Source organism: Enterobacter sp. R4-368 (assembly GCF_000410515.1).
Taxonomy (GTDB): Bacteria; Pseudomonadota; Gammaproteobacteria; order Enterobacterales; family Enterobacteriaceae; genus Kosakonia.
The window spans coordinates 4,604,459-4,624,882 of the sequence record NC_021500.1 but is presented as its reverse complement, the minus strand read 5'-3'; the positions used below and the strand labels follow the sequence as shown (position 1 = coordinate 4,624,882).

Here is a 20,424-nt window from a genome sequence, read left to right as displayed (position 1 = left end):
GAGGAAGGATAATTACTGTTGTTTTAGCTGGTTACGGCGGTATTCCCCCTGACGCTCAAACATCCAGCCGGGATATTCGCGCGGCAGTGCGCTCACTGCATCCAGTTGTTGCAGTTCGTCATCGCTCAGGTGGATCGCCGTCGCCGCAATGTTATCGTCCAGTTGTTCCGGGCGTTTCGCGCCAATAATCACGCTGCTGACTACCGGCTGATGCAGCAGCCAGGCCAGCGCGATTTGCGCCACGGAAACCCCTTTGCTGTCGGCGATGGTGCGCATAACGTCCACGCAATCAAAAGCGCGGTCTTTATTCACCGGCGGGAAATCAAACGCCAGGCGGCGTCCACCGGCTTGTGCCTGACCGTCGCGGCTATATTTACCGCTCAGCAAGCCGCCCGCCAGCGGGCTCCAGACCATCAGCCCCACGCCTTCGCTCTGCATCATCGGCACCAGTTCACGTTCCAGATCGCGGCCGGCAATAGTGTAATAAGCCTGAAGCGAGGCAAAGCGCGCCAGCCCAAGACGCTCCGAAATCCCCAGCGCTTTGGCGATTTGCCACGCCGCCCAGTTAGAGACGCCGATATAGCGCACATGCCCGTGCTGAACAAGGTTATCCAGCGCGTAAAGCGTCTCCTCGATGGGTGTGGCCGGATCAAAGCCATGTAACTGGTAGAGATCAATATGATCCAGTTGCATACGCTTGAGGCTCTCTTTCACGCTATTCATGATGTGATAGCGCGAACTGCCGCGCGAGTTCACCCCGGCGGTGCCGGTTTCGCCAAACACTTTGGTCGCGACGATAACGTTTTCACGCGGCACTTTCAGGTTTTTCAGCGCCTGGCCGGTGATCTCCTCCGAACGCCCGTCGGAATAGACGTTCGCGGTATCGATAAAGTTAATGCCGGCATCGAGCGCGCTGCCAACCAACTGCTCGGCTTGCGCCTGTTGCAACTGGCCGATTTTGCTCCACATGCTCTCGCTGTCGTCACCGCCAAACGTCATGGTGCCGAGGCACAGTTCAGAAACAAACAGTCCGGTATTACCCAGTTTTTTGTAGCGCATGATGGCGTCTCCTCATCTGTTTAGTTGACGCAGACAGTTATACGCAATCCTCTGCGGCGGCGAATGTGAGGATCCTGCCTGTTTCTTGCCCAATTCTCTGATTATCCGCGCGGCGCTTCACCAAACACTTTGTAATCAGGGAGTTGCACATTCTGATACGGTTCCCAGCCGCCGCCGAGCGCTTTATACAACGCCACCAGATCGAGGCTGCTTTGTACCCGCGCCTGCTCGCGCTGCTGGCTGGCCTGCGCCAGCTGACGCTGAGCATCCAGCACATCGATAAAACTGGCGATCCCCTGACGGTAGCTGTCGGTGGCAAGCGAGAAAGCGTTTTGCAGCGCACTGAGCGTTTTATCCAGTCCCGCTTCACGCTGCTGATCGGCGCGGTAACTGACCAGCGCATTTTCCACATCACCCAGCGCACTGAGCACCGTCTGCCGATAGTTCAGCACCGCCGCGCCCTGCTCAGCACGTGCCAGCTTGACGCTGGACACCAGCCGCCCCCCCTGGAAAATGGGAATCGAAATCTGCGGGCCGAAGCTATAAAAATGGCTGCTCCAGTCGGTCAGCCAGTTGGTTTCGCTGTTGCGCAGACCAAACTGGCCGCTCAATGACAAGCTGGGGAACAACTGCGCAACCGAAACGCCAATCTGTGCCGTCGCCGCATGCAGGCTGGCTTCCGCTTCGCGAACGTCCGGCCGACGGCGCGCCAGCGTCGACGGAATTCCGGTGGGCACAATGTCCGGCAGCGCGGGTAACGGCTGCGCATTACGCAATTCGTTGTCCAGCGCACCAGGCGGTTTACCGAGCAGGATCGCTAACGCGTTCATCGCCTGGCGCTCCTGCGCTTCATATTGCGGGAGTTGCGCTTCCAGGTTGCCAACCTGGGCGCGGGCATTTTCCACATCCAGTTGCGGTGAAAGTCCGCCTTTTTGCCGGTTTTCGGTCAGCGTAAATGTCTGCTGCGCGCTGTCGATTTGTGTTTTCAGCGTACTAATGATGTTCTGCGCACCGCGCAGTTGCAGCCACGCGCGCGCCACTTCGGCTTCCAGCGACACCAGCGCATCGTTACGTTGTTCAATTGCCTGTTGTTGCTGCGCGGACGCCGCTTCTACCTGGCGTCGCACTTTACCCCACAGATCCAGTTCCCACTGGGCATCAAAACTGCCCTGATAGAGATTTACCGGTTGGGTAAGCGCACCAAGCGCCCCGCTGATCGCCGGGTCAGCATCCTGCAACTGGCCCTCCACGTTATGGGATTTCAGCTCACCTTCAATGCCCAGTTGCTGGCGAGTCGCTTTCAGCGACCCGTTAACCGCTGGCAGAAACGCGCCACCCGCCTGGTTAATCTGCTCGCGCGCACCAGCAATGCGCAGGACGGTTTGCTGGAGCGAAAGATTATCTTTAATCGCCCGCTCAATCAGGCTGTTCAACTGCGGCGACTGGAAGGTTGTCCACCAGCGCGGATTCACCGCCTGCGAAGAGGCCTGCGATTTAACCGCTTTGTCACCCGGATCATTCCAGCGCGCAGGCGTTTGCGGCTTGGGCGCCTGGTAATCCGGCCCGACAGCACAACCGGCAAGCCACAGCGACAACAGGGTTACGGGAAAACGACACCACGTCATATTAATGTGCTCCTGCGCTGCCTTCGCTTTTGATCGGCGAAAGCAATAAACAAAAAGGAATCAGCAATAACGCCACCAAACTGAGGATGGTGAACACGTCGATATAGGCAAGAAAACGCGACTGGGCGATCATCGCTTTGTACATCTGCCCGGTAGCGCTGGTCAGCGGATCGCCGACCAGGCTGGTGAAGTTACGGATCGCCTCCGCGGATTCACGTAAAGCCTGCTGAAATTGCTCATTAAAGGGAGAGGTATGCTCTGATAAGTGCGACATATGCGCCTGCGAGCGCTCGGTGATCGCCGCCGTCGAGAGCGAAATACCAACCGATCCCGCCACGTTACGGAACATGGTAAACAGCGCTGCCGCATCGGCATTAAGCTGGCGCGGGATCGAGATAAAGGCGATGGTCGTCAACGGGACGAACAGGAAACCCAGCCCAATCGACTGGGCGCTGCGAAACAGCATCAGCGTTTCAAAGTCGATATCCGGCGCCAGCGTACGCGACCACCAGAATGAGGCGGCCAGGCAGAAAAAGCCGAAGGCGATTATCCAGCGCGTCTGCACCACCGGCATCAGTTTCAACACCAGCGGAATGGTCAGCACAATCAACACTGCGCCGGGCGACAGCACCAGCCCGGACCACGTGGCGGTGTAGCCCAGATCCTGCTGCGCCAGTTGCGGGATCACCACCGAACTGCCATAGAGGATCATCGCCATGCCGGCCATCAGCAAGCTGGAAACCGTAAAGTTCTTGTCCGCCATGCAGCGCAAGTCTACCACCGGCTTTTTGGCATACAGCAGCCAGTAAATAGCCCCGACAATACCAATTGCGGTGAGAACGGCGAAAATACGGGTGAAATCGGAGTTGAACCAGTCTTCATCTTCACCACGATCGAGCATCACCTGCAGACAGCCCAGCCCCAGCGCAATCAGGCCAATGCCCGGCCAGTCGATGGACAATTTCTGCTTCGATTTGCGCTCCCAGGGCGGATCTTCCAGCAGCTGGTAAATCGCCAGAACCGTGATAATGCCCACCGGGATATTGATAAAAAAGACCCAGCGCCAGGAGTAGTTATCGGTTATCCAGCCGCCCAGCGTTGGCCCCAGCACCGGGGCGACAATAATGGCGATAGACGACAAACCAAAGGCTTTGCCGCGATCTTCCGGCTTGAAGTAATCCAGCAACACCGATTGCTGCGTGGGTTGCAAACCGCCGCCAAAAAAGCCCTGCAAAATACGAAACAGGATGATTTGCCACAGTTCGGTGGCAATTCCGCACAGAAACGAACAGACGGTAAACATCACAATGCAGATCAGGAAAAACTGCTTGCGCCCAAAGGTGCGGCTGAGAAAAGCGGAGATCGGCAGGACGATCCCGTTCGCCACCAGGTAGCTGGTCAGCACCCAGGTTGATTCGTCGTAACTGGCGGAGAGCGACCCGGCGACGTGCGGCAGCGCCACGTTGACAATCGTGGTATCGAGGATCTCCATAAACACCGCGAGGGTGACGACCCACGCCACCGCCCACGGGTTACTGGCGGGTTTCCAGTTCTCGTGGCTGTGATCCGTCATTCCAGCGTCACCTTCGGTTCAACGGAAAGGCCTAACGGCAACGGTTTGTTGGGATCCAGGCCTTTATCGATGACGATTTTCACCGGCACGCGCTGAACGATTTTGACAAAGTTGCCGGTCGCATTTTCTGAAGGGAAAGCGGCGAACTTCGACCCGCTGCCCTGCTGGATGCTATCGATATGTCCTTCCAGCTCCAGATCCGGCCACGCATCCACTTTGACGCTGACTTTATTTCCCGGGCGCATCCGCTCCAGCTGCGACTCTTTAAAGTTCGCTACCACCCACACATCCGGTGAGACCAGGGAAAACAACGCGGTGCCCGCCTGCACTAATGTACCGTTTTGCACATTGCGTTTGGTGATAAAGCCATCGAACGGGGCACGAACCTCCGTCCAGGATAAATTCAGATTCGCGGTTTCCAGCTGCGCTTTTGCCTGCGCCACTTGCTGCTGGCGCGCTTCGACATTGGTTTCCTGCTGGCGGATTTGCAACTGCACCTGGTCGGCAACTTCCAGCTGTGCCTGCGCGCTGGCAAGTTGTGCCTGCGCGCTACGCAACTGGGCATTGGCGCTGTCAATATTTTGTTGTGTGGTGGCGCGAGGATCGACACCACGCTGACGGCGATAAGCGGCTTCGGCATTCGCCAGGTCTGCTTTTGCTTTCAGCACCTGTGCGCGCGCTTCGTCACGCTGAGCGGGATACTGCACTTTTGATAAGTCCAGTTGCGCCTGCGCCTGGTGAAGCTGTGCGATTGCCAGCCCCAGTTGCGCTTGCGCCTGATCGCGCTGCGCGGTGGCATCGCGCGGGTCAATCGTGACCAGCAAATCCCCTTTCTTGACGCGCTGGTTATCTTTCACCCGCAACTCGGTGACGTAACCGGCCACTTTCGGCGCGATCGTCACCGCGTCGCCATCGGTAAAGGCGTCGTCTGTGGTCTCTTCATTACGGGTTAAAAACCACCACACCAGCGCAACGATCACCATCACGCCGACAACAATGGCGAGGACAATCAGTGGCTTCTTTCCGGGGCGTTTACGTGGGTTTTGGTTGTTATCGTCCTGAACATCGTCAGGATGCGTTGTGTTTTCTGCCATAGTTTCGCAACAGTCCTGTCAGGTAACGGCGCCAGGGATGCGCCGTTAACTAAAGTTAGGCGGTTGCTATACATTTGCCAGGATAAACTGACAAATCAGCACTATCTGAATAAGAGTAATCCGTATCCCACCAGCGCCGCCCACAGCAGCATCGGCATGGAATAAAGATGAAAGCGCCACCAGATGCGGCGATCGTTTGCCATACGCAGCGCGATAAGATTGGCCAGCGAACCGGGCAGCAAACCAAAGCCGCCAACATTCACCGCCCAGGCCAGCAGCGTATCCGGCGGTACATAATTGAGCAGCAAAATGGTCGCGGGCACATTACTGATAAATTGCGACAGACCAATGGCCGTCAACCACACCCCTGGAGGTGACAACTGGCTGGCACTGTTCAGCACCGCGTGCAGCGCAGGCAACTGAATAAGCAGGTGGACATCAATAAACATGGCGATAAACACCAGCAGCAGCGTCCAGTCCACACTCAGCACTACCCGCCGCGCCAGTAGCAAGAACCCGATGGCGACAATTGCCAGCCCCCACAACTCCTGTTTCAACTCCAGCGCGGTAATAAAGATTAAGTAGAAACCCAGGCAGCTCCACACCAGACGGGGTTGCCAGTCCGGCGTTTGTACGCCGCTATGGTAGTTAAGCGCCTTTTTCGGAAAACAGAACCAGCACAACACCAAGAGCGTAACCATCATTGCCAGCGCCAGCGGCGCCATCTGCCAGATGAACGCCAGGAAAGAGAGGCCAGAGCGTCCCCAGATAAGAATGTTTTGTGGGTTTCCGATAGGCGTTAATAACGACCCGGCATTTACCGCCAGCGCTTCAAAAATGATCAGCCGGTTAACCGGGATTTCGCACAGTTTCTTCAGCGTGATGGTCAGCGGTACCACAATAAACAGCGCCACATCATTGGTGAGAAAGGTGGAGAGGAGCGCTGCAGCCAGCACCATAAACATCGCCAGCCGACGCTGATGATGAAAACGACGCACCATACGCCGCCCAATCACATCAAAATAACCGCTCAGCTCAACCCCTTTGGTCAGCAGCATCAGGCCGCTGAGGGTAATAATGGTGTGCCAGTCGATCGCACCCGGCCAGGTTTTCGGCGCAAACGGGGCAAAAAAGCACAATGCAAAACCAATAAGCAGTAACAGATGCAGGAAACGGTCGCGCGCCAGGGCGCGGAAGAACGGCATACTCATTCAGGAGGTTGCTCATGTTGCAGGGTGAAGCGACGGAAACACTCCAGCGTTTCCTCGCTGACGTGATGTTCCATACCTTCGGCGTCGCGTCGCGCGATTTCAGGACTGACACCCAGTACCAATAAGAAGCTTTCCACAATTTGGTGACGCTCGCGGCTCTCCTGCGCCAGCCTCTCACCTTCCGCAGTCAAAAAAACGCCGCGCCAGGGAATCTGTTCAATCAAGCCCACCGTTGCCAGTCTTTTTAACATTTTCGCAACCGTCGGTTGAGAAACACCAAGGCGGGCGGCCATATCCACCTGGCGGGCTTCGCCTACTTCGCGGATCAAATCCGAAATCAGTTCAACATAGTCATCAATCAGTTCGCGACGATGTGCTTCGCGCACCTGACGAAAGCCTTCAACGTGCTCTTCTACATTTACCAGCGTCACTTTTTTTATTGTTTGCTTACCTGCGCGACGGTTCATTGTGCTTCCTCTGAAGGTGTGACACCTGTGCAGCATCATATAAGAGAAGCGCCATTGTAAACCATCCGTGAATCAGCACAAAAAATTAACGTCTTAGCCATAGCTATAGAACATAGCCTGTGCTATATCTGTATGTAATGCGTTCACCCTTCATGGAACGAAGGGCATGAAAATGGCAGGAGGTAACGATGAATGAGTTCAAGAGGTGTATGCGCGTGTTTAGTCACTCTCCCTTTAAAGTCCGTTTAATGCTGCTGAATATGTTGTCCGATATCATTACCGGCAAACCTCAGCAGGGCTCCGACAAACCTTCTCACTAATGCGGCGTCGCGGTACGCCGCTTCATTTTTCTGTCACAATCCCCCGTCATACTGGCCAATTCGTCTAAAAATCAGCGTATTTTTGCTGGATTTGCAATCATTCTCTCAAAACAACCGCTTAGCCCCTGTTGACCTTCGACGCGCCTCGCTCTATCTTTGCGCTGCCCTGCACAAATTGCGGCTCGCAGATGCGGACCCCCTCCCCTCTTCACACGCACTGTCCGGCAGGTTTTGACCCTTAACGCCAGGGTGAGCACATGGCGTTTTCATGACAGTAATCTATGAGCTTAATCCTTAAAGAATCCGTTGCCTTTCGCAGCCAGACGCTCAACCCGTGGACGGGTTTCTACTTTTTACAATCGATGTTGATTAACTTCGCTCTGGGTTATGAATTTAGCGTGATGTATGCGGTTCTTTTAACCTGCGCGCTACTGATCCTCTGGCGTCATGCGCCTCGCGCGCAGAAAACCGTTATCGGGATTATCTCGCTGGTTGCCGCCTGTTATTTCCCCTTTGGTCGGGCATATGGCGCACCAAACTTCAACACGCTGCTGGCGCTGCTGTCGACCAATATGGAAGAGTCGACGGAAATTCTGACTATCTTCCCGTGGTATCACTACGCTATCGGCGTATTCATTTTTGCGCTGGGCGTTATTTCGCTGCGCCGTCGGATAATCGTGCGATCCACGCCGTGGCTGAAATGGGACACGCTGGGCACGATTGTGTGCATCGCGTCTTATTTTATTGGCCCGGTGCAAAACCATTTCAAAGGTTACGAATTCAGGATCATTGATACCGGTGTTCCGGTGTTGCGTTTCGTGCGCGATGTGGCGTTCAACTACTATGTTGTTAAAGAAGAACAGAAAAATATGGCCGCGCTCGCGAGTGTGAAAGACACCTGGACTGTGCTGGCGGTAAAACCGAAATACCATACTTACGTGGTAGTGATTGGCGAAAGCGCACGTCGTGACGCGCTGGGCGCCTTTGGCGGCCACTGGAATAACACTCCGTTTGCCAGCCAGGTGAACGGCACGCTGTTTACGGATTACATCTCCGCGAGCGGTTCAACACAAAAATCCCTTGGTCTGACGTTAAACCGCGTGGTGGATGACAAACCGCAGTATCAGGATAATTTTGTCACGCTGGCGAACCGTGCCGGTTTCCAGACCTGGTGGTTTTCTAATCAGGGGCAAATTGGCGAGTACGACACCGCCATCGCCAGTATCGCTAAGCGTGCCGATGAAGTGCAGTTTTTGAAACGTGGTGACTTCGAAGCAGATAAAAACACCCGCGACGAAGATCTGTTAAAACTGACCAATCAGGTCCTGAGCACAAAACGTACCCAGCCGCAGCTGATTGTGCTGCATTTGATGGGCTCGCACCCGCAGGCCTGCGATCGCACCGGCGGCAAGTACAATGAGTTTGTGCAGTCAAAAGAGACTTCCTGCTACCTCTATTCCATCACGCAGACCGATGATTTCCTCGGGAAAATGTATTCGCAACTGGTTAATACCGGCGAAAGTTTTTCGATGGTTTACTTCTCGGATCACGGACTGGCGATTAAAGAACGCGGAAAAGAGGTGCAGTACCTGGCGCACGCCGATACTTTTCAGCAGGACTTCCAGGTGCCATTTATGGTGCTTTCCAGCGACGATACCAAACATCGGGTAATTAAAGCGCGCCGTTCAGCGAACGACTTTTTGAGTTTCTTTTCGCAGTGGACGGGGATCAGCGCAGAGCAGATTAAAAATCCTTACCGTTTTATGTCCGAGCAAAAAGCCGGGCCAGCGTACATTACCAACTTTAAGTTACAGAAAGTTGACTATAACCATCTCGGCACGGATCTCTTCGATACGCGCAGTAAGCGGTAATTTCTGAAGCAGATTGCAGATAAAAAAAATCCGCCCAGTGGGCGGATTTTTTATTATCGCCGAAGCGATTAGAAGCGGTAACCAACGCCGGCAATCCAGGTGCCAACGTCTACGTTACGAATGCGGCTCTGCTCGTAGGAGAAGTCCAGAGCAACGTTTTCCATCGGGTTGAACTGCAGACCAGCACCGTAAGAGAAACCGTAGTCGCTGGTATCAGACACTTTAGCGGTGTCTACAGTCTGCTGGAATTTACCGTAACCTACACCCACAACACCGTAGATGCTCGCCCAGTCGTTGATGCGGTAAGCCGGACCTGCGGTGATGCCATAGTATTGCGCTTTGTTATAAACGCTGCTTTCGGTGCGATCTTTTTCAGTGTAAGTAAAGGAACCGATAACACCCAGCGGGTTGTTGTCCTGCTCGTAGCGATATTTCAGGTTGAAACCGTTAGTTTTGTTAGCAATACCCTGAGCGTCGCTCTGAGCGTAACCGCCAGTTACGGTTGAAGTAGCTGCTACTGCGGAACCTGCAGAAACCGCCAGAAGTGCGGCCAGTGCTGAAAGACATGCAATTTTTTTCATAATCCACCTCAAATGTGCTTCAAGTAAATCCTACGTCCTACGCATTTAAATATATCAAAATTAGTTAAGAAACTCTTTGCGGGAATTGGGGTCTAAAGCGCCATTTGATGTAACAGAAAGTTTCCGTTACTGACCAACCCTTTCAAAAAAAAGCACTTTTCCCGCACAACGCACCATTATGCTGCGCATTTAATGGCACATTCATCCAGATAATTCTTAATTGGATAGGTTAATTAACCATCAGAGGGGAGCTATTCTACGGATTTTTCAGTTACTTTTTTTCAACAAACGCTCAACCAGCCGGGGGTAATTCAAGTAGACTGCCTCTTTTACTTTATTTGACAGAAATTGACGGGAGAAAGGATGCCTGCGCAGTCTCGTAAATTACCGGTTTGGTTGCCGGTGCTCATATTGCTTGTGGCGATGATGTCCATTCAGGGAGGCGCGTCGCTGGCGAAATCACTCTTCCCGCTAGTTGGCGCACCGGGCGTCACCGCGCTGCGTCTCGCACTTGGCACTATTATTTTGGTCGTGGTGTTTAAGCCATGGCGTTTACGTTTTACCCGTGAACAACGCCTGCCGCTACTGTTTTACGGCCTGTCGCTCGGCGCCATGAACTATATGTTCTATTTATCAATCCAGACGATACCGCTCGGCGTTGCGGTGGCGCTGGAATTTACCGGCCCGCTGGCGGTGGCGCTTTTTGCCTCACGCCGCCCGGTGGATTTCATCTGGGTGATCCTCGCGGTACTTGGCCTCTGGTATCTGCTGCCACTGGGCGAAAATGTGTCACATGTTGACCTTACTGGCGCGGCGTTCGCCCTTGGTGCCGGCGCTTGCTGGGCAATCTATATTCTTTCCGGTCAGCGCGCCGGGGAAGAGCATGGCCCGGCGACAGTGGCGCTGGGTTCATTAATTGCGGCGGTGATTTTTGTGCCGCTTGGCGCATTCCAGGCGGGTGAAGTGCTGTGGCACTGGTCTGTTCTGCCGTTGGGGATCGCCGTGGCGATTTTATCCACCGCCCTGCCTTACTCGCTGGAAATGATCGCCCTGACGCGCTTACCGACTCGCACATTCGGCACATTGATGAGTATGGAACCGGCGATGGCGGCAATTTCCGGCATGATTTTCCTCGGTGAAACGCTAACATTCCAGCAAGCGCTGGCGCTGGCGGCGATTATTATTGCGTCGATGGGCTCGACACTCACGCTGCGTCGGGAAGCGACAGTCAAAAAAATTGATATCGGCTAAATAACTATTATTTGGCATGAGATCCTTCTTATGCCAAATATCCAATCCCGCCGCAGACATTATTTCTTACTTTTCCCTGCATTCTGCATTAAATAGAATCATTCGCATTTTAGAAATAATAAGTTATTAGAATTATCTTACATTTCATTTAATTAGTTGCGTCATTCTGAAATCCTTTCCTATATTTTATATTCGCTATCGAACTGATAGGTACAGCCAAGACTGTCAGCGAAAATCTGGTGCTATACTTAGTTTCGGTAATTTCCTGGGACACAAACATCAAGAGGATATGAGATTATGAGTACCGCTAAACTGGTTAAAACGAAAGCGTCTAATCTGCTTTATACCCGCAACGATGTATCGGATAGCGATAAAAAAGCGACCATCGAGCTGCTGAATCGCCAGGTGATCCAGTTCATTGACCTGTCTCTGATCACTAAACAGGCCCACTGGAATATGCGCGGTGCTAACTTCATTGCCGTACATGAAATGCTGGATGGCTTCCGTACTGCGCTGGTAACCCACCTTGATACCATGGCAGAACGCGCCGTACAGCTGGGCGGTGTCGCACTGGGCACCACACAGGTGATTAACAGCAAGACCGCGCTGAAAAGCTACCCGCTGGATATCCATAGCGTGCAGGATCACCTCAAAGAACTGGCCGATCGTTACGCAGTAGTTGCCAACGATGTGCGTAACGCCATTGGCGAAGCGAAAGACGAAGATACCGCTGATATCTTCACCGCCGCTTCCCGCGACCTGGATAAATTCTTGTGGTTCATCGAATCCAACATTGAGTAAACCATAAGTTTTGCCTATATGCCCTGCGCCTCACGCGCAGGGTTTTGCACTATTACAGTGCATGTTATTGCCCCTTTACGCCCACAAAGTTATCACTTCGTAATTATCCCATCACAAAACTGTTAATAACTGATTGTTTTCACCCCACGATCTGCGCTAAAAAAAAGCAAAACAGGCCACGCTGCCAGAATGCACCAAAACAGTGACTCAAAATGGTGCACACGGCTATTATTGCTACACTTATTGTGCAACCGGGTAAAGGTTCGCCTTTACAAAACAATAGGTTGTAAACCTGGCATGATTTTTTCATACTGCGTTCATTCTCGCAGGGGTTCGTTCCCCGGATACAAAAGGAAAAACTATGAAGTCTGTATTGAAATTTTCCCTGGCTGCACTCGCTCTCGCTTTTGCCGTCTCTTCTCAGGCTGCTGATAAAAAACTGGTTGTCGCCACCGACACTGCGTTCGTTCCTTTCGAATTCAAACAAGGTAACCAATATGTTGGTTTCGACGTGGATCTGTGGGCAGCGATCGCCAAAGAACTGAAACTGGATTACGAACTGAAACCGATGGACTTCAGCGGCATCATTCCTGCGCTGCAAACCAAAAACATCGATCTGGCGCTGGCGGGTATCACCATTACGGAAGAACGTAAAAAAGCCATCGATTTCTCTGACGGCTACTACAAAAGCGGCCTGCTGGTGATGGTGAAAGCCAACAACAACGACGTGAAAAGCGTGAAAGACCTCGATGGTAAAGTGCTGGCAGTGAAGAGCGGCACCGGTTCCGTTGACTACGCGAAAGCGAACATCAAGACCAAAGACCTGCGTCAGTTCCCGAACATCGATAACGCGTATATGGAACTGGGCACTGGCCGCGCTGACGCTGTACTGCACGACACGCCGAACATCCTGTACTTCATCAAAACTGCTGGCAACGGTCAGTTCAAAGCTGTCGGCGACTCTCTGGAAGCGCAGCAGTACGGTATTGCTTTCCCGAAAGGCAGCGATGAACTGCGCGAGAAAGTGAACGGTGCGCTGAAAACGTTGCACGACAACGGCACTTACAACGAAATCTACAAAAAATGGTTCGGCACCGAACCTAAATAATTATTAAAAAATAAAGTGTTACACCTCGGAGGCGGCTTTCGCCTCCGATGCTTTTTGTTAAAACCACGGTATACAGGAACACATCATGCAGTTTGACTGGAGCGCCATCTGGCCCGCCATTCCGCTTTTGCTTGACGGGGCCAAAATGACCTTATGGATCTCAATCCTTGGTCTGGCTGGCGGTATCGTTATCGGCCTGCTGGCCGGTTTAGCCCGTACCTATGGCGGCTGGATTTCTAACCACATCGCACTGGTATTCATCGAAGTTATTCGCGGTACGCCAATCGTCGTTCAGGTGATGTACATTTACTTCGCCTTGCCAATGGCCTTTCCCGATATTCGTATTGACACCTTCAGCGCCGCGGTGATCACCATCATGATCAACTCCGGGGCTTATATCGCCGAAATCACCCGCGGCTCCGTGCTGTCCATCCATAAAGGGTTCAGCGAAGCGGGCCAGGCGCTGGGGCTTTCCCGCGTTGAAACTATCCGCCATGTGATCATGCCGCTGGCGCTGCGTCGCATGCTGCCGCCGCTGGGTAACCAGTTGATCATCAGCATCAAAGATACGTCGCTGTTTATTGTTATCGGCGCAGCCGAATTAACCCGTCAGGGCCAGGAAATCATTGCCGGTAACTTCCGCGCGCTGGAAATCTGGACCGCCGTTGGGGTGATTTATCTGATCATTACCCAGGCGCTGAACATCGTGCTCCGCCGTCTTGAAAAAAGGATGAAAATCCTGTGATTGAATTTAAAAACGTTTCCAAGCACTTCGGTCAAACCCAGGTGCTGCACAATATCGATCTGAATATTACTCAGGGTGAAGTGGTGGTGATTATCGGGCCGTCGGGCTCCGGGAAATCGACGCTGCTGCGCTGCATTAACAAACTGGAAGAGATCACCAGCGGCGATCTGATTGTCGATGGTCTGAAAGTTAACGATCCAAAAGTGGACGAGCGCCTGATCCGCCAGGAAGCGGGCATGGTGTTCCAGCAGTTTTATCTGTTCCCGCACCTGACCGCGCTGGAAAACGTCATGTTTGGCCCGATTCGTGTACGCGGCGCAAAGAAAGAAGACGCAGAAAAACTGGCGAAAGATCTGCTGGCGAAAGTCGGTCTCGCCGAGCGAGGTCACCACTATCCGTCTGAGCTTTCCGGTGGTCAGCAGCAGCGTGTGGCGATTGCCCGCGCGCTGGCAGTCAAACCGAAAATGATGCTGTTTGATGAGCCAACCTCTGCACTCGACCCGGAACTGCGTCACGAAGTGCTGAAAGTGATGCAGGATCTGGCCGAAGAAGGCATGACTATGGTGATCGTGACCCACGAAATCGGCTTCGCCGAAAAAGTGGCCTCACGCCTGATTTTCATCGATAAAGGCCGCATTGCCGAAGATGGCAACCCTCAGCAGTTGATCGAAAACCCGCCGAGCCAGCGCCTGCAGGAATTCCTGCAACACGTATCCTGATTTACCCCGCCCCTCCTTGCGGAGGGGCACTCCCCCAGATTCTTCTCAATTCATCGCGGCCGCGGTACGGCATCTATACTTATCATTTTGCTGGACTTTCTCACCGGAGGAGCACATGCCGTGGATCCTGCTATTGATTGGGTTGTGGTGCGCGCCGTTACAGGCTGCGACGATACCCGGCATTACCTCTGCGACAACCACGCCTGCGCCTTCCACGCAAACGAGTGAGCCCAATGTCGAGCAGAAAAAGGCCGCTTATGCCGCACTTGCGGACGTGCTGGAAAACGATGAGTCGCGCAAGGAACTGATCGATCAGCTACGCAAAGTTGCCACCGCGCCAGCACAAGAACCCGTGCCGGAACTCACCCCGCCCGAGGTGAAAGAGCAAAAAACGGTGCTGGAAAACGTAACCGAGGTGAGTGAACATTATGGCAATGCACTGGCATCCCGTTTTGCTCAGCTGTATCGCAATATCACCGGTTCGCCCCACAAAGCCTTTAACCCGCAGACCTTCAGCAACGCCGCCAGTCACTTCCTGCTACTGGCCGCGCTGGTTTTTGCTTTCTGGTTTCTTGTTCGTTTAGCGGTATCCCCGCTGTATCGCAAAATGGGCGCCTGGGGACGGCGTAAAAACCGCGACCGCAGTAACTGGTTGCAACTGCCCTCAATGATTATCGGCGCGTTTATTATCGACCTGATGCTGCTGGCGTTAACAATATTTGTCGGTCAGTTGCTTAGCGCGAACCTTAACGCAGGCAACAGCACCATTGCCTTTCAACAAAGCCTGTTCCTGAACGCCTTTGCGCTGATTGAGTTTTTTAAAGCGATTTTGCGGCTGATTTTCTGCCCGCGTATTGCCGATCTGCGCCCATTTCGCATTACCGATGAAACCGCCCGCTACTGGCATATGCGTCTGAGTGCGCTGAGCAGCCTGATTGGCTATGGTTTGCTGGTTGCCGTGCCGATTATTTCCAATCAGGTAAACGTGCAGTTTGGCGCGCTGGCGAATGTGGTGATCATGCTCTGCATTACCGTATGGGCGCTGTACCTTATTTTTCATAATAAGCGGCAAATTCAGCACAACTTAATTGTGCTGGCGGATCACTCGCTGGCCTTTTTTAGCTTGTTTATCCGCGCGTTTGCGTTGATCTGGCACTGGCTCGCCAGCGCTTACTTTATTGTGTTGTTTTTCTTTTCGCTGTTTGATCCCGGTAACAGCCTGAAATTCATGATGGGTGCCACGGTCAATAGCCTGGCGATTCTGAGCATTGCCGCGTTTCTTTCTGGCGTATTGTCGCGCTGGTTGAATAAGACCATCACCCTGTCGCCACAGGTACAGCGCAACTATCCCGAGCTGCAAAAACGGCTCAATGGCTGGCTCTCCGCGTCGTTAAAAGCCGCACGGATTCTGGTGGTTTGCGCAACGATCATGCTGCTGCTGAACGCCTGGGGGCTGTTTGATGTCTGGCACTGGCTGAATTACGGTGCGGGGGAGAAAACCGTCGATATCCTCATCCGTATTGCTTTGATCCTGTTCTTCTCCGCCGTGGGCTGGACCCTGCTTGCCAGTATTATTGAAAACCGGCTGGCGTCGGATATTCACGGTCGCCCGCTGCCAAGCGCGCGCACCCGCACACTGCTGACGCTGTTTCGCAATGCGCTGGCAGTGGTGATAAGTACCATAACGGTGATGATTGTGCTGTCGGAAATTGGCGTCAACATCGCGCCATTGCTGGCCGGGGCCGGGGCGCTCGGGTTGGCTATCTCGTTTGGCTCGCAAACGCTGGTGAAAGATATTATCACCGGCATTTTTATCCAGTTTGAAAACGGCATGAACACCGGGGATTTGGTCACTATCGGCCCGCTGACCGGCACCGTAGAGCGAATGTCGATTCGCTCCGTTGGCGTACGTCAGGATACTGGTGCGTACCACATTATTCCGTGGTCATCGATCACCACTTTCGCCAATTTTGTGCGCGGCATTGGCTCGGTGGTGGCGAATTACGATGTGAATCGCCAGGAGGATACCGATAAAGCGAATCAGGCGTTAAAAGATGCCGTGGCAGAACTGATGGAGCAGGAGGAGATCCGCGGCTTGATTATCGGCGAACCGTCTTTTGCCGGGCTGGTCGGACTAACCAACACGGCATTCACGCTTCGCGTCACCTGCACGACCCTGCCGCTGAAACAGTGGACAGTGCGTTTTGCCCTCGACACGATGGTGAAAAAGCATTTCGACCGTGCGGGCGTGCGCCCGCCGGTGCAGACATATCAGATGTTACCGGCGCCGGAAAGCGCAGCACAGCCAGCGTCACCCGCCAGCCCGCCACCGCCGGCAGAACCTACACTTTGAAACGCGTCTGCGCCCAGCGTTTACGCTGGGCCTCATCGAGAAACGTCCAGGCGATAAAACGGCTCTGCTTCTGGCCCTGCGCCATCTCTTTTTTCATCACTTTCACTGCGCCAGCCTGGGTCAAGGCACGATACAGCTCGGGCAGGTTATCGCCGCGAGACACCAGCGAGGTAAACCACAACACCTGGCGCGCAAACTGTTGGCTTTCAGCAATCATCTTGCTGATAAAAGCCACTTCGCCGCCTTCGCACCACAACTCCTGCTGCTGGCCACCAAAGTTGGCCGCATCGTTAACCGACTGGCCCAGATTGCGACGCTTGCGCTCACTGCCAGCCTGCGCGCTTTGCGCGGAATCATGAAACGGTGGGTTGCAGAGAACCGCATCGTACTGCTCATTTTTATGAATAATACCAGTGAGAACAGACGCCGGATCTTTCTGTCGACGCAACCGTACCGCACGGCTCAACCCAGGGTTGGCATTGATGATCGCCTGTGCGCTGGCAAAGGCCTGATCGTTAACTTCGCTGCCGGTAAAACGCCAGCCGTATTCATGCGCGCCAATCAGCGGATAGATGCAGTTGGCACCAGTGCCAATATCCAGCACGCTGGCCTGCGTCGGCACCTTGCCGTCGTTGCTTTCCGCCAGCACATCCGCCAGATGGTGAACGTAATCCGCACGCCCCGGCACTGGCGGGCAGAGGAAACCGTCCGGAATATCCCATTCGCGCACGCCATAGAATTTTGCCAGCAGCGCTTTGTTCAGGGCTTTAACTGCCTGCGGATCGGCAAAATTGATGGTCGTCTCACCGTTCGGGTTCGTGGTAAGAAACGCGCGCAGTGACGGGTTCACGGCGCACAGCGCGTCGAGATCGTAGCGGCTGTGGTGGCGGTTACGCGGGTGCAGACCCGGCTTCTGGGCATTCATGGCATTCTCCTGTTAGCAGCGGCGTAAGATACCCGTTGACGATGGTCGGGTAAATAAGTGAGGCTGAAGAATCTGTTTTTTAACGACCGGAAAGCGCTATGTATTTTTATGAACCTGCAAAAGGTCATGGTCTACCCCATGATCCCCTGAATGCCATTATTGGCCCGCGCCCCATCGGCTGGATCGCCTCGCTGGATGGGCAAGGCCGACGGAACCTCGCCCCATATAGTTTTTTTAACTGCTTTAATTATCGCCCGCCGATTATCGGCTTCGCCAGCAGCGGCTGGAAAGACAGCGTACGTAATATTACGGAAACCAAAGAATTCGTGTGGAATCTGACAACACGCGCACTGGCCGTACCCATGAATGAAACGTCCGCTTCGTTACCACACGGCGAAGATGAGTTTGCCCGTGCGGGTCTGACGCCCGCAGCCAGCCGGGTCATCAAAACGCCACGCGTGGCGGAAAGCCCGGTCAACTTCGAATGCCGCCTCTCGCAGTGTATTCAACTGACCACCGCAGACGGGACGCCGGTTGATAGCTGGCTGGTGCTCGGTGAAGTGGTTGCCGTGCATATTGATGAGACATTGCTAGAAAACGGCATCTACCAGACGGCAAAAGCAGAGCCGGTGCTGCGTGCGGGTGGCCCTTCAGCCTACTACGGCATTAGCGAAGCGCAGCGTTTCGATTTGACGCGCCCGGATAACCGCTAGCCTCTTCGCCGGGCAACGATTTTACCGTTCGCCCGGCCCGACATCAGCGCCCCCGGGCAGTTTGCTATAATTATGGTTTTAGCCCGGGAGAACACATTATGGCTTCAGGTTGGGCAAATGATGGCGCAGTTCAGCAGCAAATCGACAGCACCATTGATGATGCCGTCGCGCGTGCGCGCAGCGGTTTACCATCCGGCGAAAGTTTAAAGGTTTGCGAAGAGTGCGGTGAGCCAATTCCGGAAGCACGGCGTAAAGCGATTCCCGGGGTACGCTTGTGCATCACCTGTCAGCAGGAGAAAGATTTACATAACTCTACATTTTCAGGATATAATCGCAGAGGTTCGAAAGATAGCCAGCTACGTTGACCTTTCCTGACGTGTGTAACCCGCGCAAGCGGTTGCCTTTACATCCATAAAATCCCGCCCTGAACGTAGCAAAATGTGCCGCCAAAATGGATGCCAGTCCGGGCGGCGGAAAAATGCGTTATTTGCATCCTTAAATCGATTTAAATTCAATAAATTAACCTTTATTCAATTTTTTAGAATAAGGCCGTCAATTCTCTTCGGTTTTATCTCCCGCCAAAAACCGTGATACTCATCACATCGACGGAACATTGTCCCCCAAACAGAATAACCTGCGAGAGATTAACTATGAAAACCATTAAATATGCTGTTGCTGCTATCGCGCTGTCTACCCTCTCTTTCGGTGCTTTCGCGGCACAACCAGTCACCACTGCTCAGGCAGAGAATCTGAATAAAATCGGTGTTGTTTCCGCTGAAGGCGCGACCACGCTGGACGGTCTGGAAGCCAAACTGGCCGAGAAAGCACAAGCCGCTGGCGCCACGGGCTACAGCATCACGTCCGCGACAGGCAATAACAAACTGAGCGGCACCGCGGTTATCTACAAATAACCGAAAACCGTGTTTTACCCCCGGCACATTAACCCTCTGCCTGGGTGCTCCACCCTCATTAACCCTGTTGTTACCCTGTTTTGCCCGTCCAGAAATGTGACGGGCTTTTTTTATCAGAAGTTTTGCGCAACCCGCGCCAGCCCCTCTTCCAGCGTCGCCACTTCACCCGTCGCCACCAGGCAGCAGGCAAGCTGAATTTTGAGCGACTCCGGCACCGCTTCACTTCCCGCAAGGCAGCGCTCCGTCCAGCGCGCAGTGCTTTCCGCATCTTTCGCAGCACCGTCACTTACCGGCGCTACCGCATCATCACGGGCATAAAGCACGCGTTCGCCCTGCGCATCAATCAGGTTGATTTGCGGGCACCGTTGCGGGTTGGCATAAACTTCCCCTTCCGTGCCATGCATCAACAGCCCGCGACCACTAATATCAGCAAAGAATTTCCCCACCCGCGTGATGTATTCCGGGTGCGAAACGCTGGATAAACGCAGCGCAGCGTCTTTTTCAAACGGCGTTGCCAGCTTCGCCAGCGTGTGCGCGCTGTTACGCACGCCCATCCGCCAGCGCATCGCCAGCTGTTTTTCCAGCGGCGGGCAGAGTGCGCTCACTGGAATATAGACCGGGTGATGCCCCTCCAGCTTCGCCTGCGCCTGGCCGGCATGCAGCGTGGCATCGATCCCCAGCAGTTTGAAAATGCTCTCCGTCACCACGCGCGTCGGATCTTCAGTAACGCCATGGACCACCACCGGAAAACCGAGTTTGTTGAGCAAAATTGCCAGCAGCGGCGTCAGGTTCGCCTGCTTGCGCGCGCCGTTATAGCTGGGGATCACAATCGGCATCGGCTTTGCGACCGGCGGCGTCAGTTTCAGGGTGTGCTGCTGCATCGCCTCGTAAAAGCCGAGCATTTCCGCTTCCCCTTCCCCTTTAATACGCAGGGCTATCAAAATGCCGCCCATCTCCAGATCCGGCACTTCACCCTTCAGCAGCTGCGAGTACAGACCACGAGCGGTATCGAAATCCAGATCGCGGGCGTGGTTTTTCCCACGACCAATTTCTTTAATGATTTTGCGGTAATCCATAGCGACTCCTTGCGGGCTCAC

General features: G+C 53.9%; 20 protein-coding genes. 11 read left to right on the top strand and 9 right to left on the bottom strand.

The features are described 5' to 3' along the window. Positions 1–12: 12 nt before the first annotated feature. From H650_RS21595 to mntR, 6 genes are all read right to left on the bottom strand, one after another. Positions 13–1,059: an aldo/keto reductase gene (locus tag H650_RS21595; RefSeq protein WP_020457139.1), complete on the bottom strand. Its 1,047-nt coding sequence runs from the start codon at positions 1,057–1,059 to the stop codon at positions 13–15. Between the two features lie 101 nt (positions 1,060–1,160). After that, positions 1,161–2,684 carry an efflux transporter outer membrane subunit gene (locus H650_RS21590; protein WP_020457138.1) on the bottom strand — a complete coding sequence of 508 codons (1,524 nt, stop codon included), beginning with the start codon at positions 2,682–2,684 and terminating at the stop codon, positions 1,161–1,163. A 1-nt stretch (position 2,685) separates the two neighbouring features. Continuing rightward, positions 2,686–4,257 (bottom strand): DHA2 family efflux MFS transporter permease subunit, encoded by a 1,572-nt coding sequence (locus tag H650_RS21585; RefSeq protein WP_020457137.1) that lies wholly within the window; start codon positions 4,255–4,257, stop codon positions 2,686–2,688. After that, positions 4,254–5,351, bottom strand: a complete 1,098-nt coding sequence (locus tag H650_RS21580; protein ID WP_020457136.1) for an HlyD family secretion protein — start codon at positions 5,349–5,351, stop codon at positions 4,254–4,256. The genes H650_RS21585 and H650_RS21580 overlap by 4 nt, the downstream gene beginning before the upstream one ends. Positions 5,352–5,452: 101 nt before the next feature. After that, complete coding sequence (locus H650_RS21575) at positions 5,453–6,562, bottom strand: anion transporter (protein ID WP_020457135.1); 1,110 nt, start codon at positions 6,560–6,562, stop codon at positions 5,453–5,455. Further along, complete coding sequence (gene mntR / locus H650_RS21570) at positions 6,559–7,029, bottom strand: manganese-binding transcriptional regulator MntR (RefSeq protein ID WP_020457134.1); 471 nt, start codon at positions 7,027–7,029, stop codon at positions 6,559–6,561. The genes H650_RS21575 and mntR overlap by 4 nt, the downstream gene beginning before the upstream one ends. A gap of 188 nt (positions 7,030–7,217) precedes the next feature. Between mntR and mntS the strand changes: the two genes are divergently transcribed. After that, complete coding sequence (mntS, locus tag H650_RS21565) at positions 7,218–7,349, top strand: manganase accumulation protein MntS (protein WP_020457133.1); 132 nt, start codon at positions 7,218–7,220, stop codon at positions 7,347–7,349. A 281-nt stretch (positions 7,350–7,630) separates the two neighbouring features. Continuing rightward, a complete protein-coding gene (locus tag H650_RS21560; RefSeq protein WP_020457132.1) occupies positions 7,631–9,220 on the top strand; it encodes a phosphoethanolamine transferase in 1,590 nt (529 codons plus the stop codon). Positions 9,221–9,288: 68 nt separating this feature from the next. Here H650_RS21560 and ompX read toward each other — a convergent pair whose 3' ends face one another. Further along, complete coding sequence (ompX, locus tag H650_RS21555) at positions 9,289–9,801, bottom strand: outer membrane protein OmpX (protein WP_020457131.1); 513 nt, start codon at positions 9,799–9,801, stop codon at positions 9,289–9,291. A 363-nt stretch (positions 9,802–10,164) separates the two neighbouring features. On the opposite strand from ompX, the gene rhtA reads away from it, so the two are divergent. The 6 genes from rhtA to ybiO all read left to right on the top strand — a co-directional run bounded on the left by rhtA (position 10,165) and on the right by ybiO (position 16,778). Next, complete coding sequence (rhtA, locus tag H650_RS21550) at positions 10,165–11,052, top strand: threonine/homoserine exporter RhtA (protein ID WP_020457130.1); 888 nt, start codon at positions 10,165–10,167, stop codon at positions 11,050–11,052. A 297-nt stretch (positions 11,053–11,349) separates the two neighbouring features. Further along, positions 11,350–11,853: a DNA starvation/stationary phase protection protein Dps gene (gene dps / locus H650_RS21545; RefSeq protein WP_020457129.1), complete on the top strand. Its 504-nt coding sequence runs from the start codon at positions 11,350–11,352 to the stop codon at positions 11,851–11,853. Positions 11,854–12,214: 361 nt separating this feature from the next. Further along, positions 12,215–12,961, top strand: a complete 747-nt coding sequence (gene glnH, locus H650_RS21540; RefSeq protein WP_020457128.1) for a glutamine ABC transporter substrate-binding protein GlnH — start codon at positions 12,215–12,217, stop codon at positions 12,959–12,961. Between the two features lie 85 nt (positions 12,962–13,046). Beyond that, entirely contained in the window at positions 13,047–13,706 is a 660-nt protein-coding gene (gene glnP, locus H650_RS21535; RefSeq protein ID WP_017456022.1) for a glutamine ABC transporter permease GlnP, read from the top strand. Next, entirely contained in the window at positions 13,703–14,425 is a 723-nt protein-coding gene (gene glnQ / locus H650_RS21530) for a glutamine ABC transporter ATP-binding protein GlnQ (protein ID WP_017456021.1), read from the top strand. The genes glnP and glnQ overlap by 4 nt, the downstream gene beginning before the upstream one ends. Before the next feature lie 115 nt (positions 14,426–14,540). Next, positions 14,541–16,778, top strand: coding sequence for a mechanosensitive channel protein (gene ybiO, locus H650_RS21525; protein WP_020457127.1), 2,238 nt, complete (start codon positions 14,541–14,543; stop codon positions 16,776–16,778). On the opposite strand, the gene rlmF is transcribed toward ybiO, so the two are convergent. Then, a complete protein-coding gene (gene rlmF, locus H650_RS21520) occupies positions 16,768–17,703 on the bottom strand; it encodes a 23S rRNA (adenine(1618)-N(6))-methyltransferase RlmF (RefSeq protein WP_020457126.1) in 936 nt (311 codons plus the stop codon). The two genes, ybiO and rlmF, sit on opposite strands and share 11 nt — an antisense overlap. Positions 17,704–17,801: 98 nt before the next feature. On the opposite strand from rlmF, the gene H650_RS21515 reads away from it, so the two are divergent. From H650_RS21515 to ybiJ, 3 genes are all read left to right on the top strand, one after another. Continuing rightward, positions 17,802–18,416 carry a flavin reductase family protein gene (locus H650_RS21515; RefSeq protein WP_020457125.1) on the top strand — a complete coding sequence of 205 codons (615 nt, stop codon included), beginning with the start codon at positions 17,802–17,804 and terminating at the stop codon, positions 18,414–18,416. Positions 18,417–18,514: 98 nt separating this feature from the next. Then, positions 18,515–18,781, top strand: a complete 267-nt coding sequence (locus tag H650_RS21510; protein WP_020457124.1) for a DksA/TraR family C4-type zinc finger protein — start codon at positions 18,515–18,517, stop codon at positions 18,779–18,781. A 285-nt stretch (positions 18,782–19,066) separates the two neighbouring features. Next, on the top strand, positions 19,067–19,327 hold the full coding sequence (gene ybiJ, locus H650_RS21505) for a DUF1471 family protein YbiJ (protein WP_020457123.1): 261 nt from the start codon (positions 19,067–19,069) through the stop codon (positions 19,325–19,327). A gap of 113 nt (positions 19,328–19,440) precedes the next feature. Here ybiJ and ybiB read toward each other — a convergent pair whose 3' ends face one another. After that, positions 19,441–20,403 carry a DNA-binding protein YbiB gene (gene ybiB, locus H650_RS21500; RefSeq protein ID WP_020457122.1) on the bottom strand — a complete coding sequence of 321 codons (963 nt, stop codon included), beginning with the start codon at positions 20,401–20,403 and terminating at the stop codon, positions 19,441–19,443. Positions 20,404–20,424: the final 21 nt, after the last annotated feature.

Excerpts from the sequence above, each read along its gene's own strand:
- glnP (WP_017456022.1), top strand. The coding sequence starts at position 13,047 with ATGCAGTTTGACTGGAGCGCCATCTGGCCCGCCATTCCGCTTTTGCTT.
- H650_RS21590 (WP_020457138.1), bottom strand. The coding sequence starts at position 2,684 with ATGACGTGGTGTCGTTTTCCCGTAACCCTGTTGTCGCTGTGGCTTGCC.
- H650_RS21560 (WP_020457132.1), top strand. The coding sequence starts at position 7,631 with ATGAGCTTAATCCTTAAAGAATCCGTTGCCTTTCGCAGCCAGACGCTC.
- ybiJ (WP_020457123.1), top strand. The coding sequence starts at position 19,067 with ATGAAAACCATTAAATATGCTGTTGCTGCTATCGCGCTGTCTACCCTC.
- ybiB (WP_020457122.1), bottom strand. The coding sequence starts at position 20,403 with ATGGATTACCGCAAAATCATTAAAGAAATTGGTCGTGGGAAAAACCAC.
- H650_RS21585 (WP_020457137.1), bottom strand. The coding sequence starts at position 4,257 with ATGACGGATCACAGCCACGAGAACTGGAAACCCGCCAGTAACCCGTGG.
- H650_RS21580 (WP_020457136.1), bottom strand. The coding sequence starts at position 5,351 with ATGGCAGAAAACACAACGCATCCTGACGATGTTCAGGACGATAACAAC.
- mntR (WP_020457134.1), bottom strand. The coding sequence starts at position 7,029 with ATGAACCGTCGCGCAGGTAAGCAAACAATAAAAAAAGTGACGCTGGTA.
- H650_RS21515 (WP_020457125.1), top strand. The coding sequence starts at position 17,802 with ATGTATTTTTATGAACCTGCAAAAGGTCATGGTCTACCCCATGATCCC.
- H650_RS21595 (WP_020457139.1), bottom strand. The coding sequence starts at position 1,059 with ATGCGCTACAAAAAACTGGGTAATACCGGACTGTTTGTTTCTGAACTG.
- glnH (WP_020457128.1), top strand. The coding sequence starts at position 12,215 with ATGAAGTCTGTATTGAAATTTTCCCTGGCTGCACTCGCTCTCGCTTTT.
- ompX (WP_020457131.1), bottom strand. The coding sequence starts at position 9,801 with ATGAAAAAAATTGCATGTCTTTCAGCACTGGCCGCACTTCTGGCGGTT.
- ybiO (WP_020457127.1), top strand. The coding sequence starts at position 14,541 with ATGCCGTGGATCCTGCTATTGATTGGGTTGTGGTGCGCGCCGTTACAG.
- H650_RS21575 (WP_020457135.1), bottom strand. The coding sequence starts at position 6,562 with ATGAGTATGCCGTTCTTCCGCGCCCTGGCGCGCGACCGTTTCCTGCAT.
- H650_RS21510 (WP_020457124.1), top strand. The coding sequence starts at position 18,515 with ATGGCTTCAGGTTGGGCAAATGATGGCGCAGTTCAGCAGCAAATCGAC.
- mntS (WP_020457133.1), top strand. The coding sequence starts at position 7,218 with ATGAATGAGTTCAAGAGGTGTATGCGCGTGTTTAGTCACTCTCCCTTT.
- dps (WP_020457129.1), top strand. The coding sequence starts at position 11,350 with ATGAGTACCGCTAAACTGGTTAAAACGAAAGCGTCTAATCTGCTTTAT.
- rhtA (WP_020457130.1), top strand. The coding sequence starts at position 10,165 with ATGCCTGCGCAGTCTCGTAAATTACCGGTTTGGTTGCCGGTGCTCATA.
- rlmF (WP_020457126.1), bottom strand. The coding sequence starts at position 17,703 with ATGAATGCCCAGAAGCCGGGTCTGCACCCGCGTAACCGCCACCACAGC.